The organism is Leucobacter sp. UCD-THU (genome assembly GCF_000349545.1).
GTDB classification, from domain to species: Bacteria; Actinomycetota; Actinomycetes; order Actinomycetales; family Microbacteriaceae; genus Leucobacter; species Leucobacter muris.
In genome coordinates, this window is record NZ_KB714602.1 from 118312 (window position 1) to 132066 (window position 13755).

At 71.6% G+C, this 13755-nt stretch carries 11 protein-coding genes and 1 pseudogene; 6 read left to right on the plus strand and 6 right to left on the minus strand.

The features are described 5' to 3' along the window. Positions 1-19: 19 nt before the first annotated feature. Positions 20-640 (minus strand): TetR/AcrR family transcriptional regulator, encoded by a 621-nt coding sequence (locus H490_RS23815; protein WP_017883973.1) that lies wholly within the window; start codon positions 638-640, stop codon positions 20-22. Between the two features lie 113 nt (positions 641-753). Between H490_RS23815 and H490_RS23820 the strand changes: the two genes are divergently transcribed. From H490_RS23820 to H490_RS23830, 3 genes are all read left to right on the plus strand, one after another. Next, positions 754-1983 carry an MFS transporter gene (locus H490_RS23820; RefSeq protein WP_017883974.1) on the plus strand — a complete coding sequence of 410 codons (1230 nt, stop codon included), beginning with the start codon at positions 754-756 and terminating at the stop codon, positions 1981-1983. 74 nt (positions 1984-2057) lie between these two features. Further along, the gene (locus H490_RS23825) at positions 2058-3698 is read left to right on the plus strand and encodes an amidohydrolase (RefSeq protein ID WP_017883975.1); all 1641 of its coding nucleotides are present in this window, start codon (positions 2058-2060) and stop codon (positions 3696-3698) included. Positions 3699-3859: 161 nt separating this feature from the next. Further along, positions 3860-4729 carry an alpha/beta fold hydrolase gene (locus tag H490_RS23830; RefSeq protein ID WP_041205444.1) on the plus strand — a complete coding sequence of 290 codons (870 nt, stop codon included), beginning with the start codon at positions 3860-3862 and terminating at the stop codon, positions 4727-4729. A gap of 52 nt (positions 4730-4781) precedes the next feature. Here the strand turns inward: H490_RS23830 and H490_RS23835 are convergent, their stop codons facing one another. The 3 genes and pseudogenes from H490_RS23835 to H490_RS23845 all read right to left on the minus strand — a co-directional run bounded on the left by H490_RS23835 (position 4782) and on the right by H490_RS23845 (position 9117). Further along, positions 4782-5966 (minus strand): M24 family metallopeptidase, encoded by a 1185-nt coding sequence (locus tag H490_RS23835; RefSeq protein ID WP_017883977.1) that lies wholly within the window; start codon positions 5964-5966, stop codon positions 4782-4784. Next, a pseudogene (locus tag H490_RS23840) lies at positions 5966-7462 on the minus strand (APC family permease). Before H490_RS23840 ends, H490_RS23835 begins: the two are co-directional and overlap by 1 nt. Continuing rightward, positions 7459-9117: an amidohydrolase gene (locus tag H490_RS23845; RefSeq protein ID WP_017883980.1), complete on the minus strand. Its 1659-nt coding sequence runs from the start codon at positions 9115-9117 to the stop codon at positions 7459-7461. The pseudogene H490_RS23840 and the gene H490_RS23845 overlap by 4 nt, the downstream one beginning before the upstream one ends. 147 nt (positions 9118-9264) lie before the next feature. On the opposite strand from H490_RS23845, the gene H490_RS23850 reads away from it, so the two are divergent. Genes H490_RS23850 through H490_RS0115955 form a run of 3 tightly spaced genes read left to right on the plus strand, consistent with a single transcriptional unit; the run spans position 9265 to position 11999 of the window. Next, positions 9265-9903, plus strand: coding sequence for a TetR/AcrR family transcriptional regulator (locus H490_RS23850; protein WP_031289995.1), 639 nt, complete (start codon positions 9265-9267; stop codon positions 9901-9903). A 21-nt stretch (positions 9904-9924) separates the two neighbouring features. Continuing rightward, positions 9925-10974 carry a lipoate--protein ligase family protein gene (locus H490_RS23855; RefSeq protein ID WP_031289996.1) on the plus strand — a complete coding sequence of 350 codons (1050 nt, stop codon included), beginning with the start codon at positions 9925-9927 and terminating at the stop codon, positions 10972-10974. Continuing rightward, complete coding sequence (locus tag H490_RS0115955; RefSeq protein WP_017883983.1) at positions 10971-11999, plus strand: LysR family transcriptional regulator; 1029 nt, start codon at positions 10971-10973, stop codon at positions 11997-11999. Before H490_RS23855 ends, H490_RS0115955 begins: the two co-directional genes overlap by 4 nt. A 119-nt stretch (positions 12000-12118) precedes the next feature. Here the strand turns inward: H490_RS0115955 and H490_RS23860 are convergent, their stop codons facing one another. Beyond that, positions 12119-13075 carry a sugar kinase gene (locus tag H490_RS23860; RefSeq protein WP_017883984.1) on the minus strand — a complete coding sequence of 319 codons (957 nt, stop codon included), beginning with the start codon at positions 13073-13075 and terminating at the stop codon, positions 12119-12121. Between the two features lie 15 nt (positions 13076-13090). Further along, positions 13091-13744 carry an RraA family protein gene (locus H490_RS23865; protein ID WP_017883985.1) on the minus strand — a complete coding sequence of 218 codons (654 nt, stop codon included), beginning with the start codon at positions 13742-13744 and terminating at the stop codon, positions 13091-13093. Positions 13745-13755: the final 11 nt, after the last annotated feature.

Genomic DNA, 13755 nt, shown 5'->3' on the forward strand with positions numbered 1-13755 from the left:
GCAGAATCGCGTCGACCGCTCAGGAATCGGTGCGCACCTCGCGGACGCGCGCCTCGATGCCGGTGATGAGGAGGTCGAGGCCGCGGACGAACACCCGCCGGTTGCGCTCCGCCCCCGAGGGGTGATCCCGGATCAGCCGCGCGAGCGTGCCGCCCGCGCGATCGGGGTCGAGGATCTCGTCGGGCGAGAGCGCGTCGAGGGTCACGCCGAAGACGAACGCGTCGATGACCTCGATGGTGGTGAGGATCTCGGCCTCGGGCAGTCCGGCCTCGACGAGCGCCTCGGTGAGCACGCTGTAGATGTTCAGCACGTCGGGCTCGTCGATGACCACCGTGAGCATGAGTTGCAGCACGCGGGGGTGGTCGGCGTACATGCGCCAGGTGAGCTCGACCTCCTGCCGGATCTTCTGGCGCCAGTCCGAGGTCTGCGGCAGCCGCCTGATGTACTGCGAGACGAGCACCTGGCGCATGGCCTGGATCACGCCCTCGCGCCCCGCCACGTGGTGGTAGAGGGAGGAGACGCTCACGCCGAGGCTGCGGGCGAGGGGCACGAGTTGCAGTTCGTGGCCGGCTTCGACCATGTCGATGGCGGCTCGGCCGATGATCTCCCGGCTGAGACGCGCGGTTCGGGGTCGCGCCACGGGGCCTCCCTTCAGGGTCCTGCTTGACAGATCCTCCCACAGGGTTCACGATGATGCTGATAACCGAAATGGTTTCGGTTTCTGCCGTCACAGCCGCCGGAGAAGAGAACCCAGTGAACATCCCCACCCCAGCCAGCACCGCCGACCCCCGCCTCCCGCTGACGCTGCGCAACGGGAGCGCGACCTTCATGATCGCCCTCGCCAGCCTGATGATGGCGAACCTCGCGCCCTTCATCATGACCGCGCTCGGAGCGCTCGGATTCGACATCATCGCGAGCGGCAACATCCTCACCTGGGCGCTGCTCGCCTCGGCGGTCGTCGGGCTCGCCAGCGCCCGGCTCGCCTCGGGCCGCGCGCGCCGCCCCCTCGCGATGGTCGGGCTCGCGCTCGCGGTGGTCGCCTTCGCCGCCGCAGCGGTCGTGCCGACGCCCGCCGTCGCCGTCGCGGGCCTCATCGTCGGCGGCGCCGGCGTCGGCGCCGCGATCTCGACATCGGGCGCCGCGATCGCGGCGCTCCGCAACCCCAACCGCGTCTCGGCCACCAGCGGCCTCGTCAACCGTGTGCTCATCACCATCGTGCTCGCCGTGATCCCGATCATCGGCATCACGCAGGGCAGCGTCTTCGGCGCACTCGCGCTCATCTCGCTCGTGGGCCTGGCACTCGCCGTCTGGCTGCCCGAATCCCCCGAGCACGCCGAGCCCGTCGACGTGACCAGCAGCCTGCAGATCGCCGAGCCCCGGCGCATCACGATCGCCGGCATCGTCGTGCTGCTGGTGTTCCCCCTCTGGGGCACGAGCGAAGACGCGATCTGGACCATGGCCCCCGTGCTCGGCGAGGCCGTCGGGCTCGGCGAGCAGCCGCTCGGCTTCACGCTGAGCCTCGCGGCGGCCGGCGGCATCGTGGGCATGCTGATCGTCACCGTCTTCGGCAATCGCATCGGCCGAGCGGTGCCACTGGCCGTCGCTCTCGTCGTCGGCGGCGCGCTCAAGATCTGGATCGGCTTCGCGGGCGATCCCGTGCTGCTCGCGGTGCTCATCATCGGCGTCAACACGGTGTACGCCTTCGCGTTCGCGCTCTACATCGCGACGGCCGCCGGCCTCGACGCCCGCGGCCGCTGGTCCGGCCCCCTGCTCGGCGCCTACCTCGTCGGCTCGAGCTTCGCCCCGCTCATCGGCGGCGCGCTCATCGAGTGGTTCGGCGTGCCCGTCTTCACGCTCATCACGGGCATCGTCAGCTTCGCCGTGATCGCACCCACCGTCGCGATCGCCCGGGTCTCCGTCGGCGCCGAGCGGGCGCTCGCACGCGCCGCCGCCGCGCCGCCGGCGGCGCCCGCCGGCGTCTGAGCGGCGCGAGCCCTGCGACTACGATCGACACCATCACCAGGCCCATCCACGCCCACGCACGAAAGCGAGCATCCATGACCTCGAACACCACGATCTACCGCAACGCGACCGTCTTCACCGGCGACGCGTCGGTCGCTCCCCGCGAGAGCTTCGCGGTGCGCGAGGGCCGGATCCTGGCCGCCGGCGACCTCGACGCCGTGCGTCTCGCGGCCGGCGAGGCCGAGGAGGTCGACCTCGCGGGCGCGCTCGTCACGCCGGGCGTGATCGAGGGGCACTCCCACATGCTCATGCTCGGCGAGTCGCTGTCGAAGGTGCAGCTGCGCGACGCGAAGACCGTGGCCGAGGTGCAGGAACGCCTCGCCGCGGCCCGTGCCGCGAACCCCGAGGCGCCCCGCGTGCTCGGCACCAGCTGGCTGTTCGACATCTTCGAGGAGGGCGAGCGCCCCACCGCCGCGATGCTCGACGCCGCGGTGCCCGACGTGCCGGTGATCCTCGACGCCAACGACCTGCACTCGGTGTGGGCGAACACGGCGGCGCTCGAGGCGATGGGCATCACCCGCGAGACCCCCGACCCGGTCGGCGGCGAGATCGTGCGCGACGAGAACGGCGACGCGACCGGCTTCCTCATCGAGACGGCCGCGGTGAAGCACGCGTGGGGCTACCTCGACGAGGTCGCCACCGACGACGATCGCGACCGCTACCTGGCCGCGGCCTTCGCCGCCTACCTCGAGACGGGCGTCACGGGCGCGACCGAGATGTCATTCGGCCACCCCGACCTCGCGGCCTACCGCCGCATCCTCGACCGCGACGGCCGCCTCCCCTTCCCCGTGAACGCGCACTGGATGCTGACCGCGACGGGCGACCTCGAGTCCGACCTCGCGCAGATCGCGGAGGTCGCGAGCATCCGCGACGAGCTCGCGGCGCGGTACGGCGACGAGTGGCTGCGGATCGCGGGCGTGAAGTTCATCCTCGACGGCGTCATCGACGCCTGCACCGCGGCGATGCGCGCGCCCTACGCGAACGGCGAGCTGCCGGGGCCGATCTGGGAGCGCGAGTTCGCGCTGCCGACCGCCGTGGCGGCCGACGCTGCGGGGCTGCAGCTCGCGCTGCACGCGATCGGCGACGAGGCGAGCACGATCGCGCTCGACATGGTGCAGGAGTGCATCCGGGTGAACGGCCCGCGGGCGGATCGCCGCCCCCGCGTCGAGCACCTGGAGTCGGTCGCCGACGACACGATCGCCCGCATGGCGGCGCTCGGCGTCACGGCGTCGATGCAGCCGGTGCACTGCGACCCCGCGGTGCTCGACAACTGGCAGGCGGTGCTCGGCGACGAGCGGGCGCACACCGGCTTCCCGTGGCACAAGTTCCGCGAGGCCGGCGTGCCGCTCGCGCTCGGCACCGACGCGCCGACGGCGCCCCACGAGGTGCCGAACAACCTGTTCATCGCGTTGACGGCGAAGTCGGCGCTCGACCACAGCCGCGAGGCGTATCAGCCGCAGCGCGTGTTCACCCCGGCCGATGCGCTCGAGGCGCTCACGCTCGGCGCGGCGTACGCGACGCGGCGCGACGGCGAGGCGGGGCGCATCGCGGCGGGCTACCGGGCCACGGTCGTCGTGTGGTCGGCGAACGCGCTGACGGACGCCCCCGAGGCGCTGCTCGACACCGAGGCCGCGCTCACGATGGTCGATGGCGAGGTCGTGCACGGCAAGGTGTAACAGGCTCCGCCTTCGATATGGGATCCGCCGTCGATATGCCCGATCCGCCCCGGATCGGCATATCGACGGCGGATCCCATATCTATGACCGCGGCCCCGATCTCCGACCCCGCCGCCGCACCCGCCCTGGCGCCGCTCAGCCGCGCCCACCAGAATGAGGGCATGACCACCGAAGCAAGCGGGTACACCGAGTTCAGCTACACCGACGCGCACGGCATCGAGATCGCGGCGTACGAGTGGGCCGCCGAGGAGCCCGTCGGCGTGGTGCAGATCGCCCACGGCGTCGGCGAGCACGCCAAGCGTTATGACGTGTTCGCCCGCGCCCTCACGGGCGCGGGCTTCACGGTGTACGCCGACGACCACCGCGGGCACGGCGAGACGGGTCGCCGGCAGCACGAGGGCGACCTGTCGAAGCTCGGCCGCCTCGGTCCGGGCGGCCTGCGGGCGGCGGAGGCCGCGATCCTGCAGCTCACGGGCATCGCCCGCGAGCGGCACCCGGGGCTGCCGGTCGTGATGTTCGCGCACTCGTGGGGCTCGCTCATGGCGCAGCGCATCCTCAACGAGCACCCGCGCGCGTGGGACGCGCTCGTGCTCTCGGGCTCGGCGTTCCGCACCTTCAAGCACATGGAGAGCGGCGACCTCAACGCGAAGTGGAAGACCGAGGGCGCCAACGGCTTCGAGTGGCTCAGCCGCGACGCGGAGACCGCTCGGACCTTCATCGCCGACGAGCTCTGCTTCGGCGCCGACATCGCGAAGCTGTTCGGCGTGGCCGACTCGCTGCGCCTGTTCGGCAAGCCGGGGCCGGGGATCCCGAGCGATCTGCCGATCCTGATCGTGTCTGGCGCCGAGGATCCCCTCACCCGCGGCGACGGCCTGCGGCAGCTCGCCGACGCCTACCGCAGGCGGGGAGTGCGCGACGTCACCGTGAAGATCTACCCCGACGCGAGGCACGAGACGCTCAACGAGACCAACCGCGATGAGGTCTACTCGGATCTCATCACCTGGGTGGTGGATCGAGCGGGCAACGACTGACCGGCGCCGCCGAGCGGTGCGGTGCGAACCCCGGCCGCACCGCACCGCGGCGTCACGCCGAGACGAACTCGCTCGCGTCGGGGGCCACGGTGAGCCTGCGGAGGCCGTGCGACTCGACGACGAAGTTGTCCTCGATCTTGAGCACCGTCTCGACGCCGTCCACCACGACGGTGGTCTCGGGCTCGAGGGCGATCACCTCGCCCTCGACGAGTGCGACATCGTCGTCCATCAGACCCGGCGAGAAGAGCGTCGGCAGTTCGCAGATCCTCAGGCCGACGCCGTGCCCGATCGCGTAGGGCGTGCGACCGAGCCCCTGCGCCTCGAGGTACTCGTTGGCCGCCGCGAGCAGGGTCGAGGCCCTCGCCCCGGGAACGGCGAGCTCCTGCGCGATGTGATAGGCCGTCAGTAGGTGCTCGTAGGCGGCCAGGTGCTCGTCCCTGGGCTCCCCGACGAACCCGGTGCGCCCCGCGTCCGACGCGTAGCCGCCGGGACCGTAGCACCCGATGTCGAAGAAGAACGGATCGCCCGCCGAGAAGCGGCGGCCCGCGGCGAACCAGTCGCCGCTGCCGTTGCGCAGGTTGCAGACCGAGTGGGTGACGAACTCGACCCCGGCCGCCTGCTGGTAGGCCATCGCGGCGGCGAGCACCTCGTGATCCGTGCCGCCCACGCGGGCCGCGCCCAGCGCCGCCTCCATCGCACCGGCGTTCACGCGCGACACGGCGTCGAGCAGCGTCAGCTCGATCGGATGCTTCTGGCGCCGGATGCGGTGCAGCCGGAGGGCCGCCGGCACGAACTCGACGGACGGGGCCTCTTCGCGCAGGCCGGCGAGGAGCGACTGGTCGACGGCGTCGATCCCGATCCTCGAGCGGGTGCCGGAAGCCGAGAGCCGCGCGGCCACCGCGCGCACCCAGGTGCGCGGGTTCGCCGTGGCCGCCGACCACGACGCCACGGGGTGCACCCTCGAGATCCACGGCATGGCGGGATACGGCGCCTCGATGGTCTCGTCGATGTACGGCAGGAAGAGTTCGGCGTTCCCCTCCCGGTGGACGAGCGCCGCGAACCACTCCGACTCGTTGGTGAGGTGCGCGCGGAAGTCGGTCGCGTAGCGGATGTGGTCGGGGCCCACGAGCAGCAGCGCGTCGAGGCCGTCCTCGCGCATGACCTGCTGCACGCGCGCGAATCGGGCTCTGTGGAGTTCGACGGCGTCGTACTCGGGCCAGCGGTACAGAGCGTTCATCAGTTTCCTTCTTTCTCGATGACCGGCGCGGCGCTGGTGCGCGCGTCGAGCGCGATCGACGACTCGACGAGCCCGCGCCCGACCGGTGACAGACGGTACACCACCGCGCCCGCGACGGCGACGGCGGCGGAGGCGATGAGCGGGGCGGCGTTGATCAACCAGAGATCGGCCGACTCCCGGGGCCAGAGCACGTTCGTGATCTCGAGGGCGAGCCAGAAGAGCGCCACCCACGACATCGCGGTGCCGAAGCGCCCCATGAAGAGCCGCTCGCCCGGCTGCCACGTGCCGCGGAACCGGGCGATGGCGAGACCGAGCACGGGGAACGAGAACGCGGCGTAGAAGCCGACCGTCGTGAAGGCGACGAGCAGCGTGTTCGCGTAGGGGTTCTGCAGCACGAGCAGTGCGACGACGGAGACGGCGCCGGTGAGCAGGATGGCGTTGCTCGGCAGCCCGCCCTCGCCCCGCAGCCGCTTCAGCCAGGCCGCCGCCGGCAGCTCGTTCTCCCGGGCGTTCGCTCAGACGAGGCGGGACACCGCGGCCTGGATCCCGACGAGGCTCGCCAGGAAGGCGATGACGAACATGGCGAGGATCGCGTCCACGACGACGGGCGGGAAGTGATGCGCGAGGATCGCGATCACGGGGTCGCCCTCCGATGCCGCGAGGATCTCGGGGAGGTCGGGGATCGCGAGGATGATCGCGAAGCTCGTGAAGAGGATGACCGTGCCGACCCCGAGCAGCGAGAACACGATCGCGCGCGGTACCGCGTGCTTCGGGTTCTTCACCTCCTCGGCGATGCTGCTGGCGCTCTCGAAGCCCAGGAACGACCATCCGGCGATCGCGACGAGGAAGACGAACGGGGTCATCATGAGCGGGGTGCCGGGCGCCGCCTGCAGGCCCTCGGCGAGGAACGACGGATCCTGCTCGCGACCGAAGACGAGCAGGTACACCGCCACGCCGAGGGATCCGACGATCTCGGCGGCGATGCAGGCGGTCGCGACCAGCTTGACGACGCGGCGGCCGGCGACGTTCACGCCGGTCGTGACGACGAGGAGCGCGACGGCCAGGCCGACGAGCACCGGAGGAGAGGTCGCGTCGAGGCCGAAGAGCAGCGCGACGAACACGGCGCCCGAGTACGACACCGAGCTCAGGGCGATGAGCAGCGCCCAGGTGTACGCCCAGCCCGCGAACCAGCCGTAGCGCGGGCCGACGAGTCGTCGCGACCACTGGTAGACGCCACCGGCGAGCGGCCAGCGCGAGGCGAGGACGCCCAGCGCGATGGCGACCGTGAGCTGGCCGAGCAGCGTCACGACCCAGCCCCACCAGAACGCGGGGCCCACGGTGGCGAGGCCGAGCCCGAAAATGCCGTACATGGCGACAATCGGCGAGACGAACACGAAGGCCAGCGAGAACGCCGACCAGAGGGTGAACTCGCGCTTCATGGTGCCCGTCTCGGGCGGTGGCGAGGCGGTGGGGTGCACCGGGGCTGCTGCGGTCATGATGACTCTCCTTCGAGCGATTCGTTCAGTGGTCGGTTGGCGGTGTCTGTGGTGGGGCTGATCGGCGCGCCGTGGCGCCAGGTGGCGGTGACCCGGGCGCCGAGCAGTTCGGCTGGAAGGGGGAGCTCGGAGAGGCCCGGCACCACGACGAAGTCGGCCGGCGCCCCGACCGCGAGGCGGCCGAGCCCGTCGTCGGCGAACTGGGTGTAGGCGGCGGCGCTGGTCGCGGCCTCGACGGCGGAGACGAGATCCAGGCGCTCCTCGGGGATCCACGACCGCGAGAGCTCGCCGAGCTCGTCACGGCTGATCGCGACGCCGATCGCCTTGAGCGGGCTGGGCGTCGTGATGGGGTAGTCGCTCGACGAGGCGAGCCGCACCCCCGCGTCGCGCATCGTTCTGAAGGGGTACTGCCGGTGCTCGCGGGGGCCGCGCAGCCGCCCGTTCGTCAGGTGCCGCACGACGCCGTCGAGTTTCGCCCAGTACGGCTGGACGGCGACGGTGATGTCGAGTGCCACCAGACGCGCGAGGTCTTCGCGCGCGACGAGTTGCGCGTGCGCGATCACCGGTCGCCGGTCCCGGGCCCCGTTGCGCTCCGAGGCGCGCTGCACGGCATCAATCGCGCTCGTCATGCCGGCGTCGCCGATGGCGTGGATGTGCAGCTGGAAGCCGGCCGCGTCGAAGGCTTCGGCCGCCGCCGCGAGCTCTTCCGGGTCCCAGGCCGGCACCCCGCAGCAGGAGCTGCCGTGGTAGGGCTCGCTGACGTGGGCGGTGCCGCCCTCGACGATCCCGTCGGCGAAGAACTTGACCGTGCGGGCGGTGAAATCGGGGAGCTCGAGAGCGGCGACCCGCTCCGCGGCGAGGGCGAAGTCGCGCACCTGCTGCCGCCAGCCGCCGGGAACGGCGCGGAAGGCGAGGTTCAAGCGCACCGGCAGGCCGCGCCGCGCGGCGCGCAGGTACGCGTCGAGGTCTTCGAGCTCGACCCAGGCGTCCTGCACGGTGGTCACGCCCTCCGCGCTCAGCGCTGCGAGTCCGCGGAGGAGCGCTTCGGCGGTCTCCGCCTCCGGCTCCCGGGGGATCGCCCGGAGCAGGGGCATGAACGCGCCCCACTCGCGAAGGGTGCCCGACGGGTGGCCGTCGCGGTCGCGCTCGATCACACCGTCCGTCGGGTCCGGGGTGTTGCGCGTGATGCCCGCGGCTTCGAGGGCTGCGGTGTTCGCCCACATCGTGTGGACGTCGCTCGACCTGAGCGCGACGGGCCGATCGGGCACCGCGCGGTCGAGGTCCTCGGCGAAGTAGACGCCCCGGGGGTCGATGCTGAGGTCGAAGCCCTCGCCCACGATCCAGGGCAGGTGCGGGTTCGCGGAGGCGTAGTCGCGCACGATGCGTACCGCGTCCTCGCGGCTGCGGGCCTCTCGGACGGGGGCTCCCCGCAGCTCGCGCCCGGCGATCAGGGGGTGCGCGTGCGCGTCGACGAACCCGGGCAGCACTGCGGCGCCCGCGAGGTCGACGACGCTCTCGGGCGCCGGATCGGGAAGGGGCGCGTCGGGGGCGAGGATCTGCTCGATCCGCCCGTTCCGCAGCAGCAGGCTCCCCGTTTCGAAGCCGTCTCCGACCCAGAGACGGCCCCCGGTCAGCAGGTGTCTCGAATGCGGCATCGCACTCCGTCCTCTTCGTCTTCGTCGGAATTCGAGATCATGCTACCTAATGGCATTAGGTTTTCCAAATATCATTAGGAGAAGCGGCGCCGAGCCCTCCCGGAAGTGCTAGCGTGGGGGCACGGAATCGAGAGAGAGCGAGCGAAGATGACGGGCCCCCGCGCAGTGCGGCAGCACATCACGGAGGAGCGCATCGTGGAGGCCGCCCTCGCCCTCATCCACGACGAGCCCTCCGGGTCGTTCACCCTCGCCAAGCTGGCGAAGCGGCTGCACATCAGCGCGCCCACCATCTACAGCCACGTGCCGAACAAGCAGTACATCATCGAGCGGGTCCGCTCCCGCGTCGTCGCCGAGATCGACTGCAGCTCCTTCGAGCGCCTCCCCTGGGACGAAGCCCTCGCCGACTGGGCTCGGTCGTACGCGAACGCGTTCGTGAAGCACCCCGAGACCATCCCCCTGCTGACGACGAATCCCGTGCAGGCGCCCGAGCTCGTGCGCCAGTACGAGGTGATCGCGACGGCGCTCCTCGAAGCCGGCTGGCCCCCAGACGAGATCGTCGCCGTGTTCACCGTCGTGGAGAGCTTCGTGATGGGCTCGGTGCTCGATCTCGTCGCCCCGGTGCAGATGGTGCAGCCCGCCGACGGCGAGGAGTACCCGCTGCTGCGCTCGCTGCTCGGCGAGAGCGCCGACGTGCTCCGGGCGCAGCACACGTTCGAACTCGGCATCGAGACGATGATCGACGGCCTGCGCCGGCGACTGGAACGGGTCGCCGTGCGCCCCGTCTAGGCGTAACCTGTGAGCATGAGCATGCACGGCGAGTACAAGGTTCCCGGCGGCAAGCTGGTGGTCGTCGACTTCGACGTGGCCGACGGGCGCATCAGCGGCTTCACGCTCTCGGGCGACTTCTTCCTCGAACCCGACGACGCGCTCGACGCGATCAACGGCGCCGTCGAGGGCTTGAGCCCCACCAGCACCATCGAGGAGTTCGCGACCGCGATCCGCGACGCGCTCCCCTCCGAGGTGCACCTGCTCGGCTTCACACCCGACTCGGTGGGCGTCGCGATCCGCCGCGCGGTCACGGGCGCCGCGCACTGGCGCGACTACGACTGGCAGATCCTGCACGAGCCGCCGGTTGCCCCCGTGCTCAACGCGGCGCTCGACGAGGTGCTCACCGCGGCCGTGGGCGAGGGCCTGCGCGGCCCGACCCTGCGCATCTGGGAGTGGAACGCCCCAGCCGTGTTCATCGGCAGCTTCCAGTCGGTGAAGAACGAGGTCGACGAGGAGCAGGCGGCGGCGCACGGCGCCCAGATCGTGCGCCGCATCTCGGGCGGCGGCGCGATGTACATGGCGCCCGAGGCCTGCATCACCTACGCCCTGTACGTACCGGGCGAGCTCGTGCGCGGCATGAGCTTCGCCGACTCGTACGCGTACCTCGACGAGTGGGTGCTCGAGGCCCTGCAGGCGCTCGGCATCGACGCGCACTACAAGCCGCTCAACGACATCACGAGCCCCCAGGGCAAGATCGGGGGCGCGGCGCAGAAGCGACTCGGATCGGGCGCGGTGCTGCACCACGTCACCATGGCCTACGACATGGATCCCGAGGTCATGACGAAGGTGCTGCGGATCGGGCGCGAGAAGCTCTCCGACAAGGGCACGACGAGCGCGCAGAAGCGGGTGGATCCGCTGCGCAGCCAGACCGGCCTCACGCGCGAGGCCGTCATCGACAAGATGGTCGAGGTGTTCAAGCAGCGGCACGGCGGCACCGACGGCGAGGTCACCGAGGGCGAGTGGGACGCCGCCGAGCGCCTGGTCGAGCAGAAGTTCCTCACGGAGGCCTGGATGCGGCGCGTGCCGTGACCGGCGGCGCGGTGAGCGGCATGAGCGGGGCGGCCGAGGGCAACCTGAAGATCGAGTGGATCGCGAGCTTCCTCGCCGTCGTCGACCACGGCGGCTTCGCGGCCGCCGCGACGCACACCTTCCGCTCCCAGCCCCGCATCAGCGCGCACATCGGCGACCTCGAACGCTCCCTCGGCGCCGAGCTCTTCGACCGGAAGGGGCGGCCGGTGCGCCTCACGGAGGCCGGGATCGCCTTCCTCGGGCATGCGCGCGCCCTGCTGCGCGAGGTCGACGCGGCGCGCTCGTCGGTGCAGGCCGTGCTCGGCGTGCTGCGCGGGCGCGTCAAGCTCGGCACCTTCCCGAGCGCGGGCGCCGCCTTCGTGCCCGACCTCCTCACCACGTTCCGCACGCAGCACCCGCAGGTCGCGGTGTCGCTCGTCGAGGGCACGCCGGCCGAGCTCGTCGAGGCGCTCGGCTCGGGCGAGGCCGACATCGCGCTGCGCCCCCTGAGCCCTCCGCCGGCCGAGAGCTCGATCCGCTATCAGACCCTCTGGGAGGAACCGCTCGTGGCCCTCGTGCCCGAGGAGTCGCCGATGGCCGCGGCGACGTTCCTCTCGCTCAGGGAGATCGCGCAGGAGCCGCTCGTCACCTACGGCGGCGCGCGGAAGGAGGGCGGCGAATCGCTCGACGAGGTGTCGCGCGCGCTCACCGCCGCGAGCGTGCACGCGAGCATCGCGTACCGCAGCAACGACCCGCAGACGCTCGTGAACCTCACCCGGGCGCGGCTCGGCATCGGCCTCACCAATCTGCTCTCGGCGTCCGTGACCGACACCGCGGGACTCGCGGTCGTGCCGATCCTCGAGTCGGGCAACCGGCGCCAGGTGGGCGTCTTCTGGGACAGCGCGCACGCCATGCAGCCGGCCACGCGGGCGCTCATGCACCTCATCACGCAGTTCCCGGTGCCGCAGGCGATCGCGCAGTACCAGCGTCGCGGCTTCACCACCACGCGGTCGCGCACGTTCGAGGACGCGGAGGCCACGGGCTGAGGGGCGGCGCCTCATCGGCGCCGCCCCTCCCCGATCCGGTCGCCCCGCGGTCCAGGGCGCGCCTCGCAGATCCTCGCCTACTGCGCGCGCTCGCAACGGCAACGATCTCCGAGACGCGCCTACGAGGCCCGCGGGTGCACCTCGGCGCGCAGCTCTGACACGTCTTCGAGCACCGCGGAGCGGGTCGGGATCGGCGCGACCGCGCCGAGGCCCTGCACCACGCGGGAGGCGGCGGCGGTCGCGAAGATCGCGGCGTCGACCGGATCCTTGCCCTCGGTGATCGCGACGGCGAACGCCGCGTCGAAACAGTCGCCCGCCCCGGTCGGATCCTTCGCGAGCACCGGGCGCGCCGGCACGGAGTAGTAGTCGTCGGGCGTGGCAATGACCGAACCCGACGAGCCGAGCTTCAGCACGACGAGCGGGGCGCCGAGCTCGAGCAGCTCCTGGGTGATCGCCCGCGGATCCTCGTAGCCCGTGAGCAGCCGCCCCTCGTCGAGGTTCGGCAGCACCACGTCGCACTGCGGGATCGTGTAGCGCACGATGGCGCGGGCGGTCTGGAGCGGCCAGATGGCGGGCCGGATGTTCGGGTCGTAGCTGACGGTCACCTGCGCGGCGCGCGCCCGCTCGATCGCCGCGAAGACGGTCTCGCAGGCGCTCTGGCTGATCGCCTGGGTGATGCCGGTGACGTGCAGCAGCTTCGCCTCCTCGATCATGCCCTCGGGCAGGTCGGAGGGCTCGAGGTGGGAGGCGGCGCTGTCGGCGCGACGGTAGACGAACTCGCTTCGGCCGCCGTGCCGCAGGATGAAGTACAGGCCCGTCGGGTGCCGCTCGTCGGTGATCACACGGCTCGCGTCGACGCGCTCCTCGTGCCACAGATCCTGCAGCAGCGCTCCGAAGTGGTCGGCTCCCACCCGTGTCATGTAGCCGCTGCTGCCGCCGAGCCGCGATACGGCCACCGCGAAGTTCGAGCTGTCGCCGCCGAAGCCGATGCTGTACAGCGAGCCCACGCGGGGGCCGCCGAGGGACTCGGCGTTGAACTCGACGAGGGGTTCGCCGATGGAGATGATGTCAGGCATTGTCGTGGTGCTCTTTCAGACGAGGTTGTACTTGGCGAGGCCCTCGGAGAGCGACCCCGAGCTCAGGATGAGCGCCGTCTGCTCGCGCTCGCGCTGCTCGATGAGGCGGGCCTCCTCGAGCACCTCGGCGACGATCTCCTGCGGCACGACGACCACGCCGTCGAGGTCGCCGACCATCAGGTCGCCCTGGCGCACCTCGACCCCGCCGATCGTCACCGGTTCGCCCGACGAGACCGTGCGGTAGCGGCCGACCGTGGTGGCCGAGATGCGCGCCGCGGCGAAGACGTTGAGCCCCGCGAAGTCCCGGTTGATCTCTTCGACGTCGCGCACGCCGCCGTCGATCACGGCCCCCTCGAGGCCGTTGACGGTCGCGCCCGCGGCCATCAGCCCGCCCCAGCACGCGACCGTCTCGTCGCCGCCGTTGTCGATCACGATGACCGACCCGGCAGGCGAGGCGTCGATCGCCTCGAGCGCGTGCGTCGGCGGCACCGGATCGCCGTCCCACGGCTCCTCCTTCACGGTGACCGCGGGCCCGACGAGCTTGCCGCCGGCCTGGCGCTGCACGCGCGAGTGCACGTAGCCGTGCAGACCGCGCACGCTGAGGGCGTCGGAGATGGACGGGGTGGTGATCGCGCGGTAGCCGGCGATGATCTCGGGGGTGATGGTCATGGTGGTTCGTC